The organism is Mycobacterium sp. 2YAF39, assembly GCF_052114565.1.
Classification (GTDB): Bacteria; Actinomycetota; Actinomycetes; order Mycobacteriales; family Mycobacteriaceae; genus Mycobacterium.
The window spans coordinates 18,197-42,597 of record NZ_JBFREZ010000001.1 but is presented as its reverse complement, the minus strand read 5'-3'; the positions used below and the strand labels follow the sequence as shown (position 1 = coordinate 42,597).

The following is a 24,401-nucleotide window of genomic DNA, read 5'->3' as shown; positions in this document are numbered from 1 at the left end:
TCAGCGGCCGCGTGCCGCGTACTCCGCGACCATCGCCTCGGCGCTACGTACCGCCGCCCGGCAGGCACGCGTCGTGAACGGATCGTTGAGCGGGTGTTCGGCGCGCCGGCGCCAGCGCTGCGCGGCCGCGAACGCGGCGCGGGGACCGTCGTACGGCGCATCGGGTTGCAGGCCGAGCCTACTGGCGGCGTCGGTGCCGGAGCCGCCGATGATGCGGCGCAGTGAAGCGATCTCTTCCTCGTTCAATGTCGTTGCACGAGAACGCAATTGACTGAGCAGCCGCAACTCCTCGAACGCGTGGGTATCGGCAAGCAGCGGATCGATGTCGGCGATGATCGCCTGGCTCGCGTAGATCGGGTTGTTCTGCACGAACCGCCGCAGCGACATCAACGCGGTGTGGGCCTTGAGCAGATCGGAGCGTTGACCGAACTGCTGGTCGATCACGTCGCGCAGGGCCACCAGGCCGCTGCGTTCGAGCAGCTCGTCGGCCAAGGCAACGGAATCGCTGACTCCGGCGCGCAACACGGCGATCGAGATCCTGATGCCGAACATTCCGAACCGGTCGAGCAATGCGGCCCGCGTCGCGGCGTCGACGGGCAGCGAACTGTCCTCGCGGACGAATCGGTCCACCGACAGCATTGCCTTGGTCAGTTCGCCTGCGTCGACACCGGCGAGCTTCTCCAGCGCGACGAACTCGCTCTGCCGCAGCGTGCGTGCGGTCAGCGCGAGAAGCCCTGACACCGGCACCACCGCCTGACAGATGCCGGTCTTGTCCATCTCGTTGGTGAACCGTGCCGCCACATCCTTGGCCGACAGCATCGCGTCGATCCGGCCCGCACCGATCTCGTCGGCTCGGGAGGCGACCCCGATCACCCCGAGCGCACCGGCCGAACCCCCGACCAGCTCGCCGATCTGCATGAGCAGCGCGATGTCGGCGGCGTTCAGGGTGCGCAACAGGAAGACCACGGCATCGATGCGGGGTACGCCGTCGTCGGGCACCAGCAGCCGCAACGTGCGCGCCGAGACATCGCGGGACAGCGACGACGTCCCGGGCGTGTCGATGATCGTGGTGTCGAAAAGTTCGGTGGCGGGCCACTCCACATCCAGATCGACGACGTCCTCGGGATCGAGGCGGGCGAAGTCGAAGGTGAGACCACCTTCGACGGCGTCGCGGCCGATCGGCACGTTAGACCGCATGCCGTCCCGATGGTTGGCGGTCACTTTCGGCGTCGGGCCGTGCCGGAACCAGGTGACGATGCGGGTGGCCTCGGTAGCGTCGGTGGGTGCAATATCCTCTCCCACAAGGGCATTCACCAGGGTCGACTTGCCGGCCTTGAGAGTCCCCGCCAGCGCGATACGGATCGGCTCATTGAGCCTGCGGCCGATCCAGTCCAGCTCGTTGTGCACATCGGGACGCTGCGCGTAAGCGGGATCGGAGCGGTAGGCCTGGATGGTCCCGCCCAGGATGCCGCGCACCTGGTCACTCGTGCTCATCGAGTGTCCAGCTTAGGTCGTCAGCTTTTCCGCATTGTCCATCACCTGGTTGAGGATGTTGAGCTGCCGCTCGAGTTCCTTGACGCGGGTATTGCGTTCGTCTTCCTCGAGTTTCGCCGAGGCGATCGTCGCCTGCAGCGATTCGTTAAGCGACCGTGTCGTCTGATTGGCGATACCGCGGTAATGGTCGCGCAGTTGTCGCTGAATTCCCTTGAGCCGGTCCCGCGATTCCTTGTTCACGACGAAGGAGACGTCGTCGATGAACCTGCGTGTGTTCAGCTTCGCCTCGTTGCGCACTCGCGTCATCCGGTTGTCCATGTTCTCCCGGTACGCGCTGCGTCCCATCAGCAGACCTGCGCCGAGGGACAGCGGGTTGAACATGCCGAGACCGGCGAACGACGTCATCATGCCGAACATCAGCACGCCGCCGTAGGACCCCTGCATACCCATCGTGACCTTGCGCACCTTGCCGACCGGTTTGGCCTCCAGATCGGCCAGCGATTTGATCTCGCCGAGGCTCGCGCCCATCTCTCGTGCATCGATCCGCGGCATCTTGATCACCTCGAGGCCGGCCTCCATGAAGGTGCGGCCCACCTCCTCGGCGAGCGCTTCGGCGCGCTGGTATGCCCAGACGAAGTTGTCCCCCACCGCCGTGGCGATGGCGTTCTCGAGCTCCGTGCCGATCTCGGCCCAGTGCTGCGTCGGGTCGCAGGAGTCGATCTCCTTCTCGGTGTGCTGTCCGATGATCCGGAAACGGCCACGCAGATCGTGGTCGATATCGGCCGTCAGATCGGCGATTCCGTCGTTGAGGACCTGCTGCCACAGCGCCGTCTGCTGCAGTGCATCGGAGGCCTCTTCTTTGCGCCGCTCGAGTTCGTCCTTCAGCCTGTCGCGGACATCCGGGTCGTTCAGCGCCGCCAGCTCGGTGCTGACTTTGAGGGTCAAATGTTCGGCGGACGAACGTATCTCGGCGACGACCTGGTCGCGAATGTGGTCGTTCTGCCGCGAAAGCACCTGCTCGGTGAGGAACTTGACGATCGCCGGGAAGTTTGACTCCTCGTTGAGCTCCTTGTCGTTCAGCTGGATTGCATGGCTGCGCAACAGCGACGACGCCGGGATCATCGGCACCGACAGGCCGGCACGGTCGAGGTGGGCCTTGTTGGTCTCCACGATCCTGCGCCAGTGCGGATACAGATCGGTCTTGGTGGCGATGATCGTTGCGACCGGGCAGATCTCGAAAGCCTGCCGCATGAAGGTCATTTCGGGTTCGGTGAGCTCCTGGCTGGTGTCACTGCACATCAACAGCGCGTGGGCGTCGGGCAACAGGCCCAGCGTCGCCGACAGGTGCGGCTGACCATGACCGCCGACCCCCGGAGTGTCCACGAACGCCAACCCGTTCTTCAGAAGCGGGCTGGCGGCGGTGACCTCGACCCGCAGCACCTCGCGCCCGCCCGCCTGCGGGGCCCGCCGAAGGTCGGTCTTGATGTCGGCCATCGGGATCTCGATCTCTTCGGGCTCCGCGCCGTCGGGCTGCGCGACGATCAGCTTGGCCGAGGTGTTCTCGCTGTAGGACACCACCGTCGGCAACACGGTGCTCTCGTCGTCGCCGACACGAGATACCGGAACGTTGAGCAGCGAGTTGAGCAGCTGGCTCTTGCCCTGCTTGAGATGCCCGGCGATCACCACCCGGATCTGCGGATCGCTGATCCGGGCCTTGGCCCTGGCCAGCCGCTCGACCAGATCGCCGCGTTCGTTCGTATCGGCGATCCTGCTGGTGTGGTCGATCAGCTCGACGATGACCTTGATCTGTCTGGCCGGCTCACCGGGTTGCGTCATCAAGTCCCTCTGTCGGTGGTACCGAGAATTGCTCAGTACTCACGGTAGATGTGCAAACTGGCGGGGATCGCTTTTCGATCCCCGCCAGCTGCGGTGTTTCGTGCTGCGGGTCAGAACAGGCTGGCGTCAACCGAGTTGTCGACGTCGAGGCTCGTGCTGACCTGGGTCGAGTTGTCGACGGAGCTGTCCACCGAGTGGTCCTGGCCGGAGTTGTCCATCGAGTTGTCGACCGTGGAGTCCTGGCCCGAGTTGTCCACGACGGCGAACCCGCCGGAGACGTCGCCGGACGCGTCGCCGTCGACCGTCGTCTGGTTTCCGCCGACGCTGGTGGTGTCGTTGTCGACGATGACAATGCCGCCACCGGAGCCGCCTGCGCCGCCGGCCGCGTCGCCGCCATCGTTGCCGATGCCGATCAGGCCACCACCGCCGTGTCCGCCTGCCGCCCCGCCGCCGCTGCCGCCGCTCATGTCGTTGTCGTTGATGACGGGTCCGTCGTTGTCGGAGATGATGTCGCCACCCGCGGTCTGATCGCCGCTGTCGTCGATGTCGTTGTCCTCGCCGATGTTGACGTTGGAGTCGTCGATGTCGCCGGTGCTGACGTTCTCGTTGTCGTCGCCGACCACGTTTCCGTCACCTTCGACGTTGGTCGTGTCGATGTCGCCTGCGGTTCCGGTGTTCACCACGCCGCCGTCGTTGGCGGTGTTGGTGGTCTTGTCGCCGAAGGTGATGTCACCGAAGTCCAGGTCGAAGTTGCCGACGCCCTGCTGCTGGTCCTCACCCGCCGTGTTGGCCATGTGGGTCTCGGGGCTCATGAAGCGGGTGTCGTTGTGGCTGAGCGTGTCGTTGTTCGACAGCACGTCGGTCTGGCGCTGCGGGGCGAAGGCGATGCCGTGGGTCTGGGCAACGGCCTGCTGGAGTCCGAAGACGGGATCGCCGCCGCCGTGCAGGACCGCTGCGGGCGCCACCGTGGCGGCGACCGCCTGCATCTGAGCCGCGCTCACATTGGAGACGTTGGCCGCCGCCATGGAGCGGGCCGGGTCGGTGATGAATTCCTGGGCGCGGACGGGATCGCGGAAGAGGTCCAGGAGCCAGTCGATTACGTTCGTCATTTCGGTGTCCTTTGCTTGTGTTGTCGGGGCCTTGTCACCGGGCTGGCCGGCGATGTGATGACCACGTTATGGATCTCCGAACCCCCTCGAAACGGGGTCGAAACCCCTCCTTGTGCCGGGGCATGCCGGGTTGTGGCCGCGGCCTCCGTTAGGGGATTAGGGGGTTGTTAGGGGGTGGCGGCCGCCAGGCACGAAAACGAGACTGCGCGGCCCATTCGGGCCGCGCAGTCGTCGTGGTGATGGGTTGTGAGAACTAGAAGAGGTCGAACCCTGACGGGTCGGAATCCATATCGGCGACCTCGATGACGGCGTCGTGCAAATCGCCGTGGGACGGCAGCTCGACCATCGGCAGGTCGTCGATGATGGGCTGGTCGAAATGCAGCGCCGCATCGTCGGAGCCGACGACACCGGGTACTCCCGCGTCGGCGCCGGGCGAGTCGTCCACACCCGGGTAGTCGGTGATCACCGTGTGCACGTCGTCGACGGCCTGAACTGGCACTTGATCGTCGAATGCGTCGAACGCGGCCGTCGCGGCGCCACTCGCCCAGACGTTGTCCGCGAAGTCGGCGATACCCTCGGCGCCTGTGGTCGGCACGACTGTGCCCAGCGACTCCGTGACGACCGGGATCAGGTTGCTGACGTCGGCACTGGTCACGTTGGTGAGGTGGGCGTCGAAGATGGCCTGGTCCGGGTTTTCGGCGTAGCGTGCTGCGGCGTCGGGATCTCGCACGAGCGACATCACGAAGTCCAGAAGCTCGTTGGCCATGAAACACCCTCCTTCCCGTCGGAGATATAAGCGGCTAGAGATATGCGAGCCTGATGGCCTGCCCATGATGCTATCGACGGATGTCGATGCAGAGATCGGTGCGAAACCCACCACTGTCGCCGGGCCATTAGGGGGCTCGACGTTAGGGGTTTTTGCGGCATAGGGGGATGTGCCGGGAATTGGAGTGCTGAGCCGCTATCGTGGGGTTCGGCCGAAACGCAGAGGTGGAGATGAGCGACTCTCTCGGATTGTCGATTGGAATGACCAACCTGGTGGCGGCTCGCACGGGCCGTCCCCCAGTCATGCGACGTTCCGTGCTGACCGTGTTCGAGGATCGCGCCGCCGAAGTCGGCGTCCCAGCCGAGAACCCCAACCTGAACCAGCCCGGAATGGTGCTGAGCGGATTCGTCGAGCGCGTGGGCGACCCGGTGCCGTTGGTGGCGGCTGATGGCTCGCCCCGCCGCGGGGAGCAGGTGCTCGTCGAAGCCCTCGACGCGATGGCCCGCACGGTGGACGGTGGGGCACCCATCGCGATCGCGGTGCCCGCGCATTGGACCGCTGCGACCGTGGGTGCGCTGCGCGGCGCGTTACGCGCCAGGCCGAGCCTGGCACCCGACGGCGTGGTTCCGGCCCTGGTTCCGGATTCCGTCGCCGCCCTCTCTGCATTGCAGTCAGCGCCGGGACTGCCCTCCAACGGTGTCGTGGTGCTGTGCGATTTCGGTGGCAGCGGTACCAGCGTCACGCTCGCCAACGCCGACGCCAACTTCGACACCATCGGCCAGACGGTCCGATATCCGGACTTCTCCGGCGACCAGATCGATCAGGCTCTGCTGAACCATGTGGTGGCCGGCATCGCGGAAGCCAACGACGCCGATCCCGCGAGCACGGCGGCGGTCGGTTCGCTGGCCAGGCTGCGCAACGACTGCAGGGTGGCCAAGGAGCAGTTGTCCGCCGAGACGGCCGCGGCCGTCCACGCCAACCTGCCCGGCTTCGCGTCCGATGTGCGTGTGACACGCACCGAGTTGGAACAACTCATCGCCGCGCCGCTGAACGGGCTCCTCGACACCGTCGAAGAAACGTTGCAGCGCAACAACATCGCGGCTTCGGACATCACCGCGGTCGCAACGGTCGGCGGAGGCGCCAACATCCCGCTGGTCACCCAGCAACTGTCGACGCGCCTGCGCGCTCCCGTCGTCACGACCCCGCAGTCACAATTGAGCGTGGCCGCCGGCGCAGCGGTGCTGGCCGAAAGTGCCGATGCGGCAACCGGAATGGCCACCGCGGCCGACGCCCCGACGGGGATGGCCCCAACCGCGGGCTGGGTCGCCGGAGCCGCCGGAGCGGCAGCGGCCGGTGCGGCGGCGGGCGAGGCGGCGGCCGACGCACCCGGGTCGTCGACGTTCCGTGCGCTGGCCTGGTCGCAGGACGACGCACCCGCAGGCGGTGAGCCCGTGCCGTATGCGGGCGAGGACTACACCTTCGACCAGGCGGCCACCAGCGCGGCCCGCCCCGCGATGGAGTTCAGCCATGAAGAGGAAGGCTTCACACCGGAACCCGGACCGCTGCCCTGGTACAAGCGGCCCACCATTCTGTTCGGGGCCGCAGCGGCCGCCGTGCTGCTGGCCGTCGGTGGTCTTGCGGTCACGTTGACGAGCAGCACGGGCACCAACGGTCCGGTGACCGAGACGGCGACGACGGTCGAAACCGGCCCTTCACCCGCGGGTCCCCCCGCCACGTCGGAGACCATCACCGTCACGGGGTCCGACGGCCGCCCGAGCACCACGGTGGTGCCGCCTCCCCCTTCGTCGTCCACCACGACCACGTCGCCGCCGTCATCCACGACCACCACGACTACTACGACGACGACAACGACGACCACCACCACGACGACCACCCCGCCGACAACGACCACGACCCAGCCCACCACCACCCCCCCTACGACCACCCCGCCTCCCCCGACGACGACTGAAGAGCCGATCATCACGACGACTGTGGTGATTCCAGACGACGGGTCGTGATCGATGCCGAAGCCGGCGCCGGAGCCATCGACCGAGATCCCGCCGTCGGCGCGTGACACCGTCGCGGCGCTGATCGCTGCGCCGGCCGATCCGGTCAAGATCCTGGTGTCCGGCGGCATCGGCAGCGGAAAGAGCTCCGTACTCGCCGCGGTGCGCAGCGCGCTGCGGACGGCGGGGGTGCCGGTGCTCACCCGGCCGCCCCGTCGCGGCGACGATCCGAGCGCCGCAGTGGTGATCGACGATGCACATCTGCTCGACGACGGCGAACTCGAACAGCTCGTCGACCGGGTCGCCGATCCCGCCTCCACGGTCGTCGTCGCGACGGAACCCCTCGCGCATCGGCCGGCCTTGCGCGCCCTGGCCACCGCAATCGAACGCGAGAACCCCATCGTGTCGATCGGCACCCTCGGCCTGCCCGATGTCACGCGTATCTCCACCGAAATCCTGGGTGCCGCACCGACAACCGACTTCATCCGCGCGGTGATGGTTTCGACGGCCGGGCTGCCTTTCCTGCTGCAGCCGGCCATCGCCGCGGCAGCCTCTCGCGAGGGTGAGGCACCGGCGACCGCGATCGCGGAGGCAGCCAGCTTCGGCCTGATCGAGCGACTGCGCCGGTTGGACGAGCCGGTACTGGACACCTTGCTGGTCACATCGCTGAGCCCCGAACTCGGGCCGGATGACGTCGCGGCGACACTGCGGGTCTCGGCGCAGGACGCCCAGGACTTGGTGGACCGCGCCCGCGCCAGCGGACTGATCGAGCCGTCGCACAGTCACATGTTCCTGCGTTCGGTGCACCGGTGCATCGCTCAGATCATCGGCACCGCGCGGCATCACGATACCGAGATCGCGTTGCTCGTCTCCCAGATCGAATCGTCAACGCTGTCAGACGATCTCGCGCTGCGATTGGCCGAGCATGGACTGCGCGACGACCGGCTGGCGAGTGCGCTGGAAGTACTGGCCTCCGACAACCATGGCCAACCCGCAAGGGCCGCAAGGCTTTACCGTGCGGCCGCGGATGCGGGGTCGACGAAGCTCAACTCGCGATTGGCGGATGCACTCGCCCTGACCGGTGACTGCACGACCGCGGGCCGGATCGCCGACGACCTGCTCGGCTCCGACGATCCGGCCGAACGCGCAGCCGCGGTCCGAATCGCGGCCAGTATCGCGACCCATGACGGGAGAGCCGGCCAGGCCGCCGACCTGTTCCGCTGGCTGGGCCCATATCCGGACGCGTTCGTCGGCGCGGCGGGTGCCGTCGTGTCGCTGGCCGTCGGCGACCTGTCCGCTGCGCGCGCTGCGCTGGGCGCCGAGAGCGCCGGCCCGCCGACGTCGACGTCACGCGCGGCGCGCAGTCTGGCCGAGGGACTGCTGCTGTCCCTCGATGGGCCCTACTCTTCGGCGGTTGCCCGACTGGGCCAGTCGATCACGGCCGAACCGCAGCCGACAGGCGTGGCACCCGACACCCCCGCGGCGCTTGTCACGCTGGCGGCCCTGCACGGCGGCGATCCGGTGCGGGCCCGCAGCGTGATCGGCCGTGCCGTGCGCGTCTCGCTCGAGGACAGCCCGGAGAACACTGCGTTCATCGCGCGCAGACACCGCCTGCTCCAGGGCTGGGTGCGGATGCTCGACGGTCACCTGCCCGCGGCTACTGCTGACGTCACCGCGGTCACCGCCGACACCGATTCGACCGGGATGCTGCACAGGCGCGATGCGCTGTGGTCGGCGGCGCTGCAGACGGCGATCGCGCGTCGCAGCGGCGACAGCGGGGCGGTACAGAAGCACTGGTATGCGGCGGCCGAGGTGCTCGCCGAATACTCGATGGACCTGTTCTCGCTGCTGCCGCTGGGCGAGCTGTGGGTGGCGGCGGCCCGGCTGCGGCAGGTCGACCGGCTGCAACACACCCTCGACGAGGCGTTCGCGCTGCTGAACTCGCTCGGTAACCCGCTGTTGTGGTCGGTGCCGCTGCACTGGGCAGGCGTGCACGCGGGGATCCTGGCCAATTCGCCTGACGCCGTCGCGCCGCACGGACAGGCGCTCACCGCCGCGGCGGGCCAGAGTGCATTCGCCAAGGCGCTCGCCCACGCGGGCCGCACCTGGCTGCGGGTGCTCGCCAACCATGTCGACACGGACGAAGTGAGTGCCGCGGCGCGCTCGCTGTCGCAGTTCGGCCTCACCTGGGATGCCACCCGGCTGGCAGGCCAGGCCGCTCTACATACTCCCGACGCGCGCGTCTCGGGCGCCATGCTGCAGCTTGCCCGCGACCTCAAACAGGCCACCGCGTTCGATGCGTCGCCGGGCGTCGACGCCGCCACCATGGTCGACGCCCGCCCCGGTCTGACCCGCCCCTCGTCGACGAGGTTGTCGGACCGCGAGCGCGAAGTGGCGGAGCTGTTGCTGCTGGGCATGCCGTATCGCGACATCGGAACGCAGCTGTTCATCTCGGCGAAAACCGTCGAGCATCACGTCGCACGGATTCGCCGGCGACTGGGCGCTGAATCTCGGTCGGAGATGTTGTCGATGCTGCGCGCGATGGTCACGCCGCAGAATTGACCCCTTTCGGCCGGCCTGTGACCACACCCACACAGGCACCGATCGGGACCCCGAAATCGAGGCCGCCTACGGCGAAAACGCGGCAACGGGTTGCCCAGCCGTCGCACCGGCGAACGCTAGTTAGGTAAACCTGCGTAGCTTTGTTTCTCCACAAGGTGTAACTATGAGCAGGCATCTAGCGAAAGTTACCGACGGGTAACATTGGCTAAGTTACCGATGGGTAACTTAGGAACGGGAGGCATGCGGTGGAAACCCAGATGCTGATCAGGATCATCGTCGTGGTCCTGATGCTCGCCGTCGTCGGGGTATTCGCGCTCAAGCGCGTCCTGTTCCTGACGAACCTCATCCGGTCGGGCGCCAAGACCAGCGTCGCGAACAACCGCAAAGACCACCTCGGCAAGCGCATCACCACCCAGTTCGAAGAGGTCTTCGGGCAAACCCGACTGCTGCGGTGGTCGATCCCCGGCATCGCCCACTTCTTCACGATGTGGGGCTTTTTCATCCTCGGCTCGGTCTACGTCGAGGCCTTCGGCCAGGTCGTCGATCACGACTTCCACATCCCGATCGTCGGCCGCTGGGACGCACTGGGTTTCCTGCAGGACTTCTTCGCCGTGGCGGTGCTGCTCGGCATCATCACGTTCGCGATCATCCGTGTCGTTCGCGAACCCAAGAAGCACGGCCGCGATTCCCGCTTCTACGGCTCGCACACCGGCGGCGCGTGGCTGATCCTGTTCATGATCTTCAACGTCATCTGGACGTACGCTCTGGTCCGCGGCGCGGGCGCCAACACCAACGCCCTGCCCTACGGCAACGGCGCCTTCTTCTCGCATTTCATGGGCTGGGTCCTGCATCCGCTCGGTGAATCCGCCAATGAGTGGGTCGAGACGGTGGCGCTGATCGGACACATCGCGGTCATGCTGATCTTCCTGCTGATCGTGTTGCACTCCAAGCACCTGCACATCGGCCTGGCCCCGGTCAACGTCACGTTCAAGCGGATGCCCGACGGGCTGGGCCCGCTGCTGCCCGTCGAGTACAACGGCGAGCCGATCGACTTCGAGGATCCCGCCGAGGATGCGGTGCTGGGCCGCGGCAAGATCGAGGACTTCACGTGGAAGGCCTACCTCGACATGACCACGTGCACCGAGTGCGGGCGTTGTCAGTCGCAGTGCCCGGCGTGGAACACGGGTAAGCCGCTGTCTCCCAAGCTCGTGATCATGAACCTTCGCGATCACCTGTTCGCCAAGGCGCCGTACATCCTGGGCGACATCGAGAGACCGCTGGAGAACACCCCGGAGGGCGGTCTCGGCGAGGATCTCGGCGGCGAGAAGCACGACGAAGAGCACCACGTGCCCGAGTCGGGGTTCGAACGCATCATGGGCTCGGGTCCCGAGCAGGCGACCCGGCCGCTGGTCGGCACGCTCGAACAGGGCGGTGTCATCGACCCCGACGTGCTGTGGTCGTGCACCACGTGCGGTGCGTGCGTCGAGCAGTGCCCGGTCGACATCGAGCACATCGACCACATTGTCGATATGCGCCGGTACCAGGTCATGATGGAGTCCGAGTTCCCCGGCGAACTCGGCGTGCTGTTCAAAAACCTTGAGAACAAGGGCAATCCGTGGGGTCAGAACTCCAAGGACCGCACCAACTGGATCGACGAGGTCGAATTCGACGTTCCGGTCTACGGCAAGGATGTCGAGTCCTTCGAGGGCTATGAGTACCTGTTCTGGGTGGGTTGCGCAGGCGCCTACGAGGACCGGGCCAAGAAAACCACCAAGGCCGTCGCCGAACTGCTCGCGACGGCGGGTGTGAAGTACCTCGTGCTCGGCGAGGGCGAGACGTGCAACGGCGACTCGGCCCGCCGCTCTGGCAACGAATTCCTCTTCCAGCAGCTGGCCGCCCAGAACGTCGAGACTCTCACGGATCTCTTCGAGGGTGTCGAACGCGTGGACCGCAAGATCGTCGTCACCTGCCCGCACTGCTTCAACACGCTGGGTCGCGAGTATCCACAGGTGGGCGGCGACTACACCGTGCTGCACCACACCCAGCTGCTGAACAAGCTGATCCGCGACAAGAAGCTGGTCCCGGTAAAGCCCGCCGACGGCGGTATAGACATCACCTACCACGACCCCTGCTACCTGGGTCGGCACAACAAGGTGTACGAAGCGCCTCGCGAGCTCATCGGCGCGTCGGGGGCGAAGCTCACCGAGATGCCGCGTCACGCAGACCGGGGCCTGTGCTGCGGCGCAGGCGGTGCGCGGATGTGGATGGAAGAGCACATCGGTAAGCGCGTGAACACTGAGCGCACCGAAGAGGCCATGGATACCGCCTCGACGATCGCCACCGGCTGCCCGTTCTGCCGCGTGATGATCACCGACGGCGTTGACGACGTCGCCGCGGCCAGGGACGTCCCCAAGGCCGAGGTGCTCGACGTGGCTCAGCTGTTGCTGAACTCGCTCGACACGAGCACCGTGACACTGCCCGAGAAGGGAACCGCCGCAAAGGAAGCCGAGGAGCGAGCCGCCCGCGTCGAGGCGTCCGCACCCGCTGTCGAGGCGCCGCAGGAGGCCGAGGAGGAGGTCGCGTCCGAACCGGAGGCCAACGCGGCCGCATCCGCAGACACCAAACCCGTCACCGGGTTGGGAATTGCGGGCGGAGCCAAGCGTCCCGGCGCCAAAAAGACGGCGGCTTCTGCCGAGCCCGCCGAGAAGCCGGCCGCGGAAGCAGCAGCACCCGTCAAGGGCCTCGGAATCGCCGGTGGCGCAAAGCGTCCCGGAGCCAAGAAAGCCGCAGCGCCGACGGCCGAGCCGGAGGCATCGACGGCCGCACCCGAAGCCGAGGTCGCACCCGAAGCCACGGCCGCACCCGAAGCCGAGGTCGAGGCCAAGCCGGAGCCCGAGGTCAAGGGATTGGGCATTGCTTCGGGCGCGCGACGGCCCGGAGCCAAGAAGGCCGCGGCGCCAAAGGCCGAGCCAAAGGCTGAGCCGGAGGCGCCTGACGCGACCGCCGAACCCGAAGCGCCTGCCGAAACCGCCAAGCCCGAGCCGGAGGTCAAGGGCCTAGGCATCGCCCCTGGTGCCCGGCGGCCCGGCGCCAAGAAGGCGGCACCCGCGGCACCCGCTCCGAAACCGGATTCGCCACAGCCGGAGGCGGAGTCCGACGGCGAATCCAGCGCGGCACCCGAACCGTCCTCGGACGGCAACGGTGACGCGCCTTCGGAGCCGGTCAAGGGCCTGGGCATCGCGAAGGGCGCCCGTCCGCCTGGCAAACGCTGAATTGCGTTTTTCGATATTTGCTGGACGGCAATGAGACCATGGTTGATGTGACTACGCACCATGTGCCTTTCCAGTCGGCCGGACACCATCCGCGACCGCGCACGTTCACGCAGTCATCCAAGCTGCAGGACGTGCTCTACGAGATCCGCGGCCCTGTGCACGAGCACGCGTCACGCCTCGAGGCCGAAGGTCACCGCATCCTCAAACTGAACATCGGCAATCCGGCGCCGTTCGGGTTCGAGGCGCCCGACGTGATCATGCGGGACATGATCCAGGCGCTGCCGCATGCGCAGGGATACTCCGATTCCAAGGGCATCCAGGCCGCGCGCCGCGCCGTGTTCACTCGCTACGAACTGATCGAGGGCTTCCCGCGATTCGACGTCGACGACGTCTACCTCGGCAACGGGGTCTCCGAGCTGATCACGATGACGTTGCAGGCGCTGCTGGACAACGGCGACCAGGTGCTCATCCCGGCCCCGGACTACCCCCTGTGGACCGCGTCGACCTCGCTGGCCGGGGGCACGCCCGTGCACTACCTGTGCGACGAGACCCGGGGCTGGCAGCCCGACATCGCCGATCTTGAGGCGAAGATCACCGACCGCACCAAGGCGCTGGTGGTGATCAACCCGAACAACCCCACCGGCGCGGTGTACGGCACCGAAATCCTCGAGCAGATGGTCGAATTGGCGCGCAAGCATCAACTGCTGCTGCTTGCCGACGAGATCTACGACAAGATCCTCTACGACGACGCCGAGCACATCACCCTGGCGACGCTGGCGCCGGATCTGCTGACACTGACATTCAACGGCTTGTCGAAGGCCTATCGCGTGGCCGGTTACCGCTCCGGCTGGCTGGTAATCACCGGGCCCAAGGAACATGCGGCCAGCTTCCTCGAGGGCATCAGTCTTCTGGCCAACATGCGCCTGTGCCCGAATGTGCCTGCGCAGTACGCCATTCAGGTCGCTCTCGGTGGACATCAGAGCATCGAGGATCTGGTCCTGCCGGGGGGACGACTGCTCGAACAACGCGACGTCGCATGGAAGGCGCTCAACGACATCCCCGGGGTGTCGTGCGTCAAACCCCAGGGCGCGTTGTACGCCTTCCCGCGGCTGGACCCCGAGGTATACGACATCGTCGACGACGAGCAACTCGTCCTCGATCTGCTGCTTCAGGAGAAGATCCTGGTCACTCAGGGCACCGGCTTCAACTGGCCGACACCCGATCACCTGCGCATCGTGACCCTGCCCTGGGCCCGCGATCTGGCCAACGCGATCGAGCGCCTCGGCAACTTCCTAGTCAGCTACCGGCAGTAGGGCCTCACAGGTTTATCCCCGTCAGCCCGGGGTAACCGCGCCTCAGCGAGTTGAATCTGCCGACGGGTCTCGTTGGCAGCGCTTCACGACTAAAGCAGCTGGTCCGCAGATCTTCCACGGGTTGCTGACCTGATCAACCCTGGGGCGCAGCCCATTCACGAGCGGTCAATACGGCGCGCCGTCGTATTGCCGCAACAGAAGGTATCGGAACTCGCTCTACGAGTGTCGATTGATACCGAGAAAAGAGTCAGATGACTGAGCACAACAAGGCCGACGAAGCCCGCAAGGGATTATTCGATTCCGTAAAAGGCAAGGTGAAAGAGGTCGCAGGTGCTGTCACCGGCAACGACTCACTGACCGCCGAGGGACAGCTCGAGCAGACCCAAGCCAACGAGCGCAAGGAGGCCAACAGCGTCGAAGCCGTCGCCGACGCCGAGGCTGAGAAGGCACGCAGAGAAGCGGCAGAGGCGCGTGCCGAAGGCACACAGGACCGAATCGCCGTGAACGCACAGGCGGCTGCGGTTGAGCAATCAGCTCGCGAACAGCAAGCCGATCAGAAGCGCAACGCCGAGCGCGCAGAACAAGAACAGGCTGCGCAGGAGAAAGTCCGCGCCGAGCTCGATGCGCAGGCCGATATCCAAAAGGCCAAAGACCAGGAGCGCGCCGAACTCGATTCGGCCAGTGAAGAAGTCGTCGATGCCGTCGACGATCATCTGGCCGCCGTTCAAGACGCTTCCAGCGCAGAAGCCGAGGCCGACCGCATCAGAGCGCAAGCAGACAAACTGACCAGCCAGGCCGACCTGCCTTGAGCAGCGGCAAGATACAGGAGCTATCAATGAGAATCATCGACACCCCGCTAGCCGTATTGCGCCTCCAGTACCGAATCGCCCGGTTTCCCCTCCAGTTGGTCGAGCAGCGCGTGATCGCTCGCATGGGTTCCGAGGCGCCGGCACGATTGTTGTACGAGCGATCTTTGGGACTGCTTGACGCTGTCATGGGAAATGCTCTGGGCGACAGGAAGCTTCAAAGGAGCGGCGCTGCGCTCGCTCGGCGCAGCGATGCGCTGGGCCGGGCAGCACAGTTGGACGCAGAGGCGGATCAAAAAAGGCAGCGGTCCCGCGCTGACCTGAAGGCCAGAAGTGACGAGGCCACGAAGGAGCGGCAGGACGCACTCGCGGCCAAGGAACAAAAAGTTGAAGACGCCCGTACCTCAGCCGAGGAGCGAAAGCGTGCGGCCGAAGACTCCGCGGCCCAACGGGCCGCTGATGCGAAGAAGCGCGCCGACGATCTTGCCGCGCAGCGCACAAGGTCAGCTGAGGCGGCAAAACGCGAGGAGCACGCCAAGATTCGGGCGCAGGAGCAGCACGCCGCGAAGGCCGCCAAATCAAACCTCGACGATGCCGCGGACAAGCGGAACGAAGCCAGCGCAAAACGCGCGCAGGCGGATCGCATCGAGGACCTGGCGGATGAGGAGAAGCGCAAGCGTCAAGCCGCCCGGGCGAACAACAAGTGAATGTGAGTTAGTCGCCGTGTGAGGGACTGTCGTTGTGCCGCCGGCGCTTTCACGTGGCAGCGACAGTCCCCGCACCGGTGCGCGGGTATCCGACATTCTGGCTATGCCCGAGCATCGACGGCTCGGCGCTGGTGATCAATACATTCACGTCCACGATCACGTTCCTTCTGGTGGCGCTGTTGCAGAACACTGAGACACGCGCCGAGAACGCCACCCAACGCAAGCTCAATGCAATCGCCGATGCTCTAGCTGACCTCGTGGAGAAACTCGGTGAAAACGATGAGGATCTACGCCGTGCGCGCGATGAACTGACCTTCGCCGTCGGTGTCGAGCATCGGGAGAGTACAGAACGAAAAGGCACAGGCCCACTGAGCCGTCAGAAGGAAGACCCGGGACTCCCGACCCCCGCGACACCGATCACCCGACGGGCGCAGAGCAGGCTGCAGAGAACATCGCCAACGAATCGCCTGGTTAGCGACGTCACGACTACCTGTTGCCCGGTTCGAATCGATGCATGACGTCTCACGCGGCGTAGTCTTGGACTCGGCCGCCGCGCGCATTTGCCAGGTTCATCTCGAGCCGCCCGATCAGGATGTGCAGAACGAAGGGCCTCCAGGTGAGTGCGAGACCTAGATCCGAATATGCCGATGTCGCGGGCATGTTCCGGGATCTTCAGACGCTGGACGAAGAGTCGAGCGGATATCGGCGCCAGCGGGACGTGATCATCAATCGATGCCTGCCACTGGCCGACCACATCGCCCGCCGTTTCAAGAACCGCGGCGAACCTTATGAAGACCTCCGTCAGGTGGCGCGGCTCGGCCTCATTGGGGCTGTCAACCGATTCGACCCGGACAACGGCGCCAATTTCCTCGCGTTTGCCATTCCGACGATGATGGGTGAGGTTCGCCGACACTTCCGCGACCACGGCTGGTCTGTGAAGGTCCCTCGCCGAATGAAAGAGCTTGGCTTACAGCTCAATAGGGCCCACGCTGAGTTGTCCCAACAGTTAGGGCGTGCGCCGACGGCGAGCGAGATCGCCAGCCACCTTGGACTCGATCGCGAAGAGGTCGTGCAAGCGCAGATCGCCGCAACTGCATACTCCACCTTGTCATCTGACACCCCCGCGCCGGGGGTAGGCGGCGACGACGACGGACTCCCGGTCTCCAACCGCATCGGCGCCATCGACGATAATTTGGAGAAGGTACTCGACGTCGAAACGGCCCGCCCGCTGCTCGCAAAGCTGCCAGCACGTCAGCAAACAGTGCTCAGGCTCCGATTCTTCGAGAACATGACCCAAACTCAGATCGCCGAACGCCTCGGGATATCGCAGATGCACGTGTCGCGACTTTTGGCCAGGTCTCTTGCCGAATTGCGCGATCAGGCCCTGACACTAGAGCTGGTGTAGCTCTCCGCCCCCGGGTTCAGGAAGTACCCCTACCCTGTTGCGGGTGACGCACTCGCACGCCCATTCGCACTCCCTGAGCGGCCCAACGCCGCTGGGACCCTTGGCCGCCAAGGTCGTCGTCGGCCTGCTGATCGCCGTCGGCATCGTGACCCTGGCCGGAGCGGCGTGGCTCTGGCCGAGTCAGCAGAAGGTCGACATCCCGCTGCCGTACCAGAACTCCGCGGGCGGTGCGGTCACCACCGAGGCGGGCCACGTCGTGTCGAGCAGCGCGGCGCCCTGTGGATACCAGTCGGTGGGAGCGGTGCTGACGGCCCCGCCCACACGCGCCCAGGGCACCGCCGATTGCGTTCAGGCCTTCGTCGCGATCGACTCCGGCCCGAACGCGGGCGCCAATACGCTGCTGGAGTTCAGCGGCGGCCCTGGGCAGCCGCAACTCGTGGTCGGTGACCAGATCCGGATCACCCGCCAGGTCGACCCGACCGGCACCACGACCTACTCCTTCTACGACTATGAGCGGGCGTGGCCGTTGGCCGGACTGGCCGTGGCGTTCGCGGTCGTAGTCGTCGCGGTAGCCCGATGGCGCGGGTTCCGGGCGCTGATCGGGATCGTCGTCGCGTTCGGGGTGCTGGTCGTGTTCATGTTGCCCGCTCTGCGTGACGGGGGCGCCGCCATCCCGGTCGCGCTGGTGGCTTCGTCAGTGATCCTGTACGCAGTGATCTACTTGGCACACGGCGTAAGCCTGCGCACCAGCGCAGCACTGCTCGGCACGCTGGCATCCCTGCTTCTGGCCGCGATATTGTCCTGGGCCGCAATCGAATTGACCCACCTGACCGGCCTCTCTGAGGAGGACAACAACGCGGTAGCGACGTACTTGGGCAATGTGTCGATCACCGGCCTGTTGTTGGCCGGATTCATCGTCGGTTCGCTGGGTGTGCTCAACGACGTCACCGTCACGCAGGCATCCACGGCATTCGAGCTGGCCGCGATCGAGGGCACCTCCCGCCGAGCGGTGTTCGTCGGCGCGATGCGCGTTGGTCGTGACCACATTGCCAGCACCGTCTACACCCTGGTGCTCGCCTACGCCGGCAGCGCGCTGCCGCTGCTCTTGTTGTTCAGCGTGGCCAATCGCTCCCTGAGCGATGTGATGACAAGCGAGAGCGTGGCGATCGAGATTGCGCGCTCCGCGGTGGGCGGCATCGCGCTGGCGCTGTCGGTACCATTGACGACGGCTATCGCTGCGATGCTCGCTACCCCTACCGCTCCAGCAGCTCAAGCAGATACGCGCCGTATCCAGACTTGAGCAGACTCTGTGCGCGGGCGGCCAATTGGTCGTCGTCGATGAACCCGGCCCGCCACGCCACTTCCTCCGGGGCGCCGATCTTCAAGCCCTGCCGGCGTTCGATGGTGCGCACGTAGTCACTGGCGTCGAGCAGCGAGTCGAACGTTCCGGTGTCCAGCCACGCGGTGCCACGAGCGAGCACCTCTACCGAAAGCCGCCCCTGGTTCAGGTACGTCTGGTTGATGTCGGTGATCTCGTATTCGCCTCGGGCGGAAGGCTTTATCGAGCGCGCGATCTCGATGACGTCGTTATCGTAGAAGTACAGGCCGGGCACCGCATAGTGCGACTTCGGGGTAGCAGGCTTCTCCTCCAACGAAAGCGCGGTGCCGTCTTCACTGAACTCCACCACACCGTAAGCCGAGGGGTTGGCTACCCAGTACGCGAAAATCGCTCCGCCGTCGATCTTTTGGAATCGAGTCAGGCTGGTACCCAAACTGGGGCCGTAGAAGATGTTGTCCCCCAGAACCAAAGCCACCGAATCATTGCCGATGTGGTCGGCGCCGATGACAAACGCCTGTGCCAGACCATTGGGCTGATCCTGGACGGTCCAGCTGAGGTTGATGCCGAAATGCGAGCCGTCGCCGAGCAGTCGGTGAAAGGCGGGTGCGTCCTCCGCCGTGGTGATCACCTGGATATCGCGGATACCCGCCATGATCAGCGTGGACAGCGGGTAATAGATCATCGGCTTGTCGAACACCGGCACCAGCTGCTTGCTGACGCCCATGGTGATCGGATACAGCCGGGTACCCGATCCGCCAGCCAGGATGATCCCCTTCATCAGCCCGCCAGGTCCTGTTCGGTCAACTCGGTGGCGGCCAGGGCAGCAGCGAGGTCCTGGTGGCGGAACACCGAGGTGACGTGGTCGTGCACGACCCGGAACGCCGACGCCTTTCCATCTTGTTCCTCTGCGACCACGACGCCGTCGCGGACGAACATCCGCCCGGGGACGGCGGCTGACGTCTCCAGCGAACCCGCCCATTGGCGCAGGGCGTCGTGTCCCTGTCCTGCACCGTTCGCGTCGCCGAACTCGATGTCGTCGCTGGATACCTGGATCAGGGTGTCGAGGTCCCGCTCGTTCAGCGCATCGTGCCAAGCAAGGACGGTCGCGATCTCCGAAGTGGTCACAGTCGTCGAAGGTACCAATCAGAACGGCGTGCGTTCGAGCCATTCGTCCCAAACGGAGCTGTCACCGAAAACCTCGATCCCCAGTTCAGTCACGGGGCGCCTACGCGCGATCGCAAGCAGCAGATCCCTGGCCGGTCCACGCAGCGCGACGTCGCCCTTGCCGTGGTTATGCGTCCAGGACAGGCCCTCGTCGTCGTTGGTGATCGTCCACTCGCCGGTCGGGCCCAGGCCGGCATCGGTGGCATGCAGATGCAGGGTGCGCCCACGGTCCACCGGCGGTTTGGTCAGCCGAGCTGACTGCAGGACCATTAGCTCGATCCACTCGCTGATGGCGTCTGCGGCCACATCCGGCGACGGGCTGTAGTCGGCGCCCAGCGCGAGCGCGGCATCGGCGGAGTGCACGCCGACTTCGTGGCAAAGCCGTCGTATCCACCATCAAAGGGTCTGCGCCGCGGATCAACTCACCGAAGGCGTGGGTTTGGTCGATCAGTGCCGCGCGCAAGTCCACGATCAGAACGGTGTTCGTTCGAGCCATGCGTCCCACACCCCGGTATCGCCGAAAACCTCGATCTCCAGTTCGGTCGCGGCACGCCTGCGCACAATCGCCAGCAGCAGGTCCTTCGCCGGCCCACGCAGAGCGACGTCGCCCTTGCCGTGCTCGTGTGTCCAAGACAGACCTTCGTCGCCATTCACGATCGTCCACTCGCCGGTCGGGCCGAGACCGGCGTCGGTGGCGTGCAGGTGCAGCGTGCGACCGTGATCCACCGGCGGGGAGTTTCGATCGGCCTGGACCACCATCAGCTCGATCCACTCGCTGATGGCGTCTGCCGCCAGTTCCGGGTCCGGGTCGTACTCGAGACCCAGCGCGAGCGCGGCGTCAGCAAGGTGCACGGTCGCTTCGTGCAGCCGCCTGCGGACCCAGAAACCGGCAGGCCGGGGCCCGTTGAACGTCCACACCCGGGCGTCTGACCCGACCTGATCGACCGCCACGATGATCTGCTGGGCGCCGCCGTTGAGCCAGTCGATCGCGCCGTCCTCGTCGTCGGGGGGCTTGCCGTTGCGGACGGCACGCGGGTCGAGGGGCTCGCTGCGGCGCTCGGCGACGATCTGAGCCGCCCACCGGTTGCCGCGCCCGACGTGGCGGAACAACTGTCGCAGCGTCCAGTCGGGGCAGGTCGGTACGGGCGTCGACGGGTCTGCGCCGCGGATCAGTTCTCCGAAGGCATGGGTCTGGTCGAGCAGGGCGGCTCGGAAATCCACGTCACGAACTTACAGCGGTCCGCGCCTTGCCAAGTGAGATCGGCAGCGTCGACCACCCGCGGAGTACGCGTGTCGGGCGCCGGCTGCCGCCACCGGCCAGCCGCGCATCAGGAAAGCGCTCGAAGAACGTCCGCAGACCGACCTCACCCTCGGCGCGAGCCAACGCGGCCCCGAGGCAGTAGTGTCGCCCGCCGGAGAACGACAGATGCTTACCCGCGTTCTCGCGTTCGATATCGAACCGGTGCGGGTCGTCGAAGACCCTGGGGTCGCGGTTGGCACCCGCGAGATAGAGGATCACGGCCTTTCCGCGGCGGACCGTGGTGCCCGCCACGTCCGTGTCTTTCAACGCAATTCGCGCACTCAGTTGCACCGGCGAGTCCAGACGCAGGATCTCCTCGACCGCCGTGGGCCACAGCTCAGGCCGGGCCGCCAGGGTGTCGAGATGTTCCGGCGTGTCCAGCAGCATCCGAATTCCGTTGCCCAGCAGGTTGACCGTCGTCTCGAAACCCGCCGCCAGCACCAGGCCCGCGGTCGATAGCAGTTCCTGATGGGTCAGCGGTCCCCCTTCGGCGCTCTCGGAGGCCACGATGATCTGGCTCATCAGGTCCTCACCAGGATTGCGGCGCAACGCATGGAGGTGGTTGGAGAGCCAGTCGTTGAAGCCCTGGATACCGCGGTTGACCGTCCTGTACTGGCGCCACGTCAAGCCGATGTCGAGGCTCGGCGCCGCGAGTTCGCCGAACTCGAGGATGCGGGACCGTGCGTCGTCGGGAACCCCGAGGATGTCGCCGATGACCGTGACGGGGAGTTGTGAGCAGTACCGGTCGACGATGTCGATGGTGCCGGCATCGGCCATCTCGTCGAGAAGGGTGTTGGCCGCAGCCTGGACGCGGTCGCGCAATGCCGCGACGGCGCGCGCGGTGAACACCGAGGACACCAGCTTGCGGTAGCGCGTGTGCTGCGGCGGTTCCACGGACAACATCGACGGGGGTTGAATCGGATGCAGCAGATCAGATTTGGTGCGGTCGGCCAACCACTGCGCCGCTTTGGGCAGGTTCGTGCCCATCCCGAAGACTTGGAAGTCATCGGAACGCAGCAGGTCGCTCGCGACCTTGTGATCGACAGTCATGTAGACGGCACGGCATGTGACGACCGGGCGGCCCATGGCGCGCACTTCCTCGATGAAAGTGACGGGGTCGGCCCGCACGGCGGGGTCGGCGAGCATGCGCCCCTGCGGATCGCCCTGACGGGCGAAGATCTTCGACACTCCGCGGATGCCGCCGTGCACAGCCAGCCAATGAATCCGCTGCTTGACCGGGCCTTGACTCATGTCCCCTCCACCCCTTGACGCTACTGGCGCCCAACCGAATTGCGGTTCGGTTACCCAAAGTGCACCTTACCGAATTAGTATTCGGTATGGCAAGGAAGCGGATACCCGCCGAAGAGCGCCGGGTTCGCATCCTTGACGCGGCCGTGGAGGTCTTCGCCGAACACGGGTATACGGCCGCGAAGATGCAGGACATCGCCACGCGCGCAGGCGTAGTACCGTCAGTCCTCTACGACCATTTCGGCTCCAAACGCGAACTGCACATCACGCTTCTCGAACTGCACGCCGCACAGTTACGCGAGCGCTCGCTGCGTCGCCTGGAGGGTGCGACGGTCGAGGAATTGGTGCGCGCCAGCATCGAGAACTACTTCGAGTTCGTCGAGGAGGACCCCTTCATCTGGCGCGTCTTTCACCAGGACATCCCCGCTGATCCCGATATCGCCGAGGTGCGCCAGGAGCTGGCCGACCGCGGCACCGCAGGTATCGCCGACCTGATCCGGTTCGGGGCAGCCGATTCAAAATCGGTGAAGGGCATCACCGTCGACGAAGCGGCGTGGATCCTCGCCCGCGCCACTCAGGCCGCATGCCACGGCGTCGCGAGCTGGTGGTACGAAAACCGTGACGTACCACGCGAGCGCGTCGTCGAACTGGTCTTCATGCTGCTGTGGCAGGGCTTCGACGGAATGCTCAAACAAGGGACGGCGGACTGACCGCTCGCGGGCTCCTGCCCAGGCAGTACAGCCGCCAGCCCGCAGCCGACCAGCGCTCGACATCGAGGCAATTGCGGCCGTCCACAACGACTTTCGCCCGTACGGTTTGGGCAAGGTCATCAGGATCGAGCTCGGTGAACTCTCGCCATTCGGTCAGCACCAGCACCGCATCCGCACGTTCGCACGCCTCCACCACCGACGTCGAATAGTTCAGCGTCGGGAACAGGCGCTGCGAGTTCTCGATCGCCTTCGGGTCGTAGACGTTGACCGTGGCGCCGTTGAGTTGCAGCATGCCCGCGACGTTGAGTGCCGGCGAGTCACGCACATCGTCGGATTCGGGTTTGAACGCCGCGCCCAGCACCGCAATGTTGGCGCCGAGAAGCGAACCGCCGCAGGCAGTGGTGGCCAACTCCACCATCCTGGTGCGACGGCGCATGTTGATGCTGTCCACCTCGCGGAGGAACGTCAGCGCATGGTTTGCGCCGAGCTCGCCTGCGCGTGCCATGAATGCACGGATGTCCTTGGGCAGGCAGCCGCCGCCGAATCCGAGGCCCGCGTTGAGGAATCGTCGCCCGATCCGGGAGTCGTGGCCCAGCGCATCGGCGAGCATGGTGACATCGGCGTCAACGGCCTCGCACACCTCCGAGATCGCATTGATGAACGAGATCTTGGTGGCCAGAAACGCGTTCGCGGACACCTTGACGAGTTCGGCCGTCTGGAGGTCGGTGACCAGGAAGGGCACGTCCTCATCCAGCAGTGGTGCGTACAGCTCGCGGACGGCAGCTTCTGCAGTCACCGAATTCTTCGGCACGCCAAGGACAATCCGGTCCGGATGCAGCGTGTCGTGGACGGCGAAGCCTTCGCGGAGGAATTCGGGGTTCCAGGCCACCTCGACGTCGATACCGTCGGAGGCCAACGCACGCGCCCGCTCGGCGAGTTCGGCGGCGGTGCCGACCGGGACAGTGGACTTACCGACGATGACCGCCGATCGCGTGAGCAGCGGCACCAATCTGTCGATCACGGCGTGCACATGCCGAAGGTCCGCGCCGTATTCACCCTTCTTCTGCGGGGTTCCGACACCGAGGAAGTGCACGTCGGCGAACTCAGCCGCAGCCTCGTAGTCGGTGGTGAAACGGAGGCGGCCCGCAGCGATGTTGTCGCCCAACATCTTTCGCAGGCCGGGTTCGTAGAACGGAATGTCACCGGAGGCGAGCTTGGCGACCTTCCCCGGGTCGATGTCGACACCGATTACGTCGTGCCCGAGTTCGGCCATACCGGCGGCATGAGTCGCACCGAGATAGCCCGTGCCGAAGACTGCGCATCGCATACCACCCTTGTATGCAGTCGCGATGAGCTAACTGCTA

At 65.8% G+C, this 24,401-nt stretch carries 19 protein-coding genes and 1 pseudogene; 10 read left to right on the top strand and 10 right to left on the bottom strand.

The window, feature by feature from the left end:
• From AB4Z42_RS00190 to AB4Z42_RS00175, 4 genes are all read right to left on the bottom strand, one after another.
• Complete coding sequence (locus AB4Z42_RS00190) at positions 1 to 1,494, bottom strand: dynamin family protein (RefSeq protein ID WP_442007114.1); 1,494 nt, start codon at positions 1,492 to 1,494, stop codon at positions 1 to 3.
• 12 nt (positions 1,495 to 1,506) lie between these two features.
• The gene (locus AB4Z42_RS00185; RefSeq protein ID WP_442007113.1) at positions 1,507 to 3,330 is read right to left on the bottom strand and encodes a dynamin family protein; all 1,824 of its coding nucleotides are present in this window, start codon (positions 3,328 to 3,330) and stop codon (positions 1,507 to 1,509) included.
• Between the two features lie 110 nt (positions 3,331 to 3,440).
• Positions 3,441 to 4,439, bottom strand: a complete 999-nt coding sequence (locus AB4Z42_RS00180) for an IniB N-terminal domain-containing protein (protein WP_442007112.1) — start codon at positions 4,437 to 4,439, stop codon at positions 3,441 to 3,443.
• A gap of 253 nt (positions 4,440 to 4,692) precedes the next feature.
• Positions 4,693 to 5,205, bottom strand: a complete 513-nt coding sequence (locus AB4Z42_RS00175) for an Rv0340 family IniB-related protein (RefSeq protein WP_442007111.1) — start codon at positions 5,203 to 5,205, stop codon at positions 4,693 to 4,695.
• A 230-nt stretch (positions 5,206 to 5,435) separates the two neighbouring features.
• On the opposite strand from AB4Z42_RS00175, the gene AB4Z42_RS00170 reads away from it, so the two are divergent.
• From AB4Z42_RS00170 to AB4Z42_RS00130, 9 genes are all read left to right on the top strand, one after another.
• Positions 5,436 to 7,223, top strand: coding sequence for an Hsp70 family protein (locus AB4Z42_RS00170; RefSeq protein ID WP_442007110.1), 1,788 nt, complete (start codon positions 5,436 to 5,438; stop codon positions 7,221 to 7,223).
• Positions 7,224 to 7,226: 3 nt separating this feature from the next.
• The gene (gene iniR, locus AB4Z42_RS00165; RefSeq protein ID WP_442007109.1) at positions 7,227 to 9,773 is read left to right on the top strand and encodes an isoniazid response ATPase/transcriptional regulator IniR; all 2,547 of its coding nucleotides are present in this window, start codon (positions 7,227 to 7,229) and stop codon (positions 9,771 to 9,773) included.
• Between the two features lie 245 nt (positions 9,774 to 10,018).
• The gene (locus tag AB4Z42_RS00160) at positions 10,019 to 13,045 is read left to right on the top strand and encodes a heterodisulfide reductase-related iron-sulfur binding cluster (protein ID WP_442007108.1); all 3,027 of its coding nucleotides are present in this window, start codon (positions 10,019 to 10,021) and stop codon (positions 13,043 to 13,045) included.
• Between the two features lie 38 nt (positions 13,046 to 13,083).
• Positions 13,084 to 14,358: a pyridoxal phosphate-dependent aminotransferase gene (locus AB4Z42_RS00155; RefSeq protein WP_442007107.1), complete on the top strand. Its 1,275-nt coding sequence runs from the start codon at positions 13,084 to 13,086 to the stop codon at positions 14,356 to 14,358.
• Between the two features lie 251 nt (positions 14,359 to 14,609).
• Positions 14,610 to 15,167 (top strand): CsbD family protein, encoded by a 558-nt coding sequence (locus tag AB4Z42_RS00150; RefSeq protein WP_442007106.1) that lies wholly within the window; start codon positions 14,610 to 14,612, stop codon positions 15,165 to 15,167.
• Positions 15,168 to 15,193: 26 nt separating this feature from the next.
• A complete protein-coding gene (locus AB4Z42_RS00145) occupies positions 15,194 to 15,871 on the top strand; it encodes an IF2 family translation initiation factor (RefSeq protein WP_442007105.1) in 678 nt (225 codons plus the stop codon).
• Between the two features lie 53 nt (positions 15,872 to 15,924).
• Complete coding sequence (locus tag AB4Z42_RS00140) at positions 15,925 to 16,389, top strand: low affinity iron permease family protein (RefSeq protein WP_442007104.1); 465 nt, start codon at positions 15,925 to 15,927, stop codon at positions 16,387 to 16,389.
• A 140-nt stretch (positions 16,390 to 16,529) separates the two neighbouring features.
• Positions 16,530 to 17,276, top strand: a complete 747-nt coding sequence (locus AB4Z42_RS00135) for a SigB/SigF/SigG family RNA polymerase sigma factor (RefSeq protein WP_442007103.1) — start codon at positions 16,530 to 16,532, stop codon at positions 17,274 to 17,276.
• 43 nt (positions 17,277 to 17,319) lie between these two features.
• The gene (locus tag AB4Z42_RS00130; RefSeq protein WP_442007102.1) at positions 17,320 to 18,576 is read left to right on the top strand and encodes a YibE/F family protein; all 1,257 of its coding nucleotides are present in this window, start codon (positions 17,320 to 17,322) and stop codon (positions 18,574 to 18,576) included.
• On the opposite strand, the gene rfbA is transcribed toward AB4Z42_RS00130, so the two are convergent.
• From rfbA to AB4Z42_RS00105, 5 genes and pseudogenes are all read right to left on the bottom strand, one after another.
• Positions 18,530 to 19,393, bottom strand: coding sequence for a glucose-1-phosphate thymidylyltransferase RfbA (rfbA, locus tag AB4Z42_RS00125; protein ID WP_442007101.1), 864 nt, complete (start codon positions 19,391 to 19,393; stop codon positions 18,530 to 18,532). The two genes, AB4Z42_RS00130 and rfbA, sit on opposite strands and share 47 nt — an antisense overlap.
• Positions 19,393 to 19,740: a nuclear transport factor 2 family protein gene (locus AB4Z42_RS00120; RefSeq protein WP_442007100.1), complete on the bottom strand. Its 348-nt coding sequence runs from the start codon at positions 19,738 to 19,740 to the stop codon at positions 19,393 to 19,395. The genes rfbA and AB4Z42_RS00120 overlap by 1 nt, the downstream gene beginning before the upstream one ends.
• An 18-nt stretch (positions 19,741 to 19,758) precedes the next feature.
• Positions 19,759 to 20,175: pseudogene (locus tag AB4Z42_RS00115) on the bottom strand (hypothetical protein); the annotation flags it as partial.
• Positions 20,176 to 20,250: 75 nt separating this feature from the next.
• Positions 20,251 to 21,000, bottom strand: coding sequence for a maleylpyruvate isomerase family mycothiol-dependent enzyme (locus tag AB4Z42_RS00110; protein ID WP_442007099.1), 750 nt, complete (start codon positions 20,998 to 21,000; stop codon positions 20,251 to 20,253).
• Between the two features lies 1 nt (position 21,001).
• A complete protein-coding gene (locus AB4Z42_RS00105) occupies positions 21,002 to 22,330 on the bottom strand; it encodes a cytochrome P450 (RefSeq protein WP_442007098.1) in 1,329 nt (442 codons plus the stop codon).
• Positions 22,331 to 22,416: 86 nt separating this feature from the next.
• Between AB4Z42_RS00105 and AB4Z42_RS00100 the strand changes: the two genes are divergently transcribed.
• Positions 22,417 to 23,037 (top strand): TetR/AcrR family transcriptional regulator, encoded by a 621-nt coding sequence (locus tag AB4Z42_RS00100; RefSeq protein WP_442007097.1) that lies wholly within the window; start codon positions 22,417 to 22,419, stop codon positions 23,035 to 23,037.
• On the opposite strand, the gene AB4Z42_RS00095 is transcribed toward AB4Z42_RS00100, so the two are convergent.
• A complete protein-coding gene (locus AB4Z42_RS00095) occupies positions 23,015 to 24,364 on the bottom strand; it encodes a UDP-glucose dehydrogenase family protein (RefSeq protein ID WP_442007096.1) in 1,350 nt (449 codons plus the stop codon). The genes AB4Z42_RS00100 and AB4Z42_RS00095 overlap by 23 nt on opposite strands.
• Positions 24,365 to 24,401 lie beyond the last annotated feature (37 nt).

Excerpts from the sequence above, each read along its gene's own strand:
- AB4Z42_RS00100 (WP_442007097.1), top strand. The coding sequence starts at position 22,417 with ATGGCAAGGAAGCGGATACCCGCCGAAGAGCGCCGGGTTCGCATCCTT.
- AB4Z42_RS00190 (WP_442007114.1), bottom strand. The coding sequence starts at position 1,494 with ATGAGCACGAGTGACCAGGTGCGCGGCATCCTGGGCGGGACCATCCAG.
- AB4Z42_RS00175 (WP_442007111.1), bottom strand. The coding sequence starts at position 5,205 with ATGGCCAACGAGCTTCTGGACTTCGTGATGTCGCTCGTGCGAGATCCC.
- iniR (WP_442007109.1), top strand. The coding sequence starts at position 7,227 with ATGCCGAAGCCGGCGCCGGAGCCATCGACCGAGATCCCGCCGTCGGCG.
- AB4Z42_RS00155 (WP_442007107.1), top strand. The coding sequence starts at position 13,084 with ATGGTTGATGTGACTACGCACCATGTGCCTTTCCAGTCGGCCGGACAC.
- AB4Z42_RS00180 (WP_442007112.1), bottom strand. The coding sequence starts at position 4,439 with ATGACGAACGTAATCGACTGGCTCCTGGACCTCTTCCGCGATCCCGTC.
- AB4Z42_RS00185 (WP_442007113.1), bottom strand. The coding sequence starts at position 3,330 with ATGACGCAACCCGGTGAGCCGGCCAGACAGATCAAGGTCATCGTCGAG.
- AB4Z42_RS00105 (WP_442007098.1), bottom strand. The coding sequence starts at position 22,330 with ATGAGTCAAGGCCCGGTCAAGCAGCGGATTCATTGGCTGGCTGTGCAC.
- AB4Z42_RS00150 (WP_442007106.1), top strand. The coding sequence starts at position 14,610 with ATGACTGAGCACAACAAGGCCGACGAAGCCCGCAAGGGATTATTCGAT.
- AB4Z42_RS00170 (WP_442007110.1), top strand. The coding sequence starts at position 5,436 with ATGAGCGACTCTCTCGGATTGTCGATTGGAATGACCAACCTGGTGGCG.
- AB4Z42_RS00145 (WP_442007105.1), top strand. The coding sequence starts at position 15,194 with ATGAGAATCATCGACACCCCGCTAGCCGTATTGCGCCTCCAGTACCGA.
- rfbA (WP_442007101.1), bottom strand. The coding sequence starts at position 19,393 with ATGAAGGGGATCATCCTGGCTGGCGGATCGGGTACCCGGCTGTATCCG.
- AB4Z42_RS00135 (WP_442007103.1), top strand. The coding sequence starts at position 16,530 with ATGTTCCGGGATCTTCAGACGCTGGACGAAGAGTCGAGCGGATATCGG.
- AB4Z42_RS00095 (WP_442007096.1), bottom strand. The coding sequence starts at position 24,364 with ATGCGATGCGCAGTCTTCGGCACGGGCTATCTCGGTGCGACTCATGCC.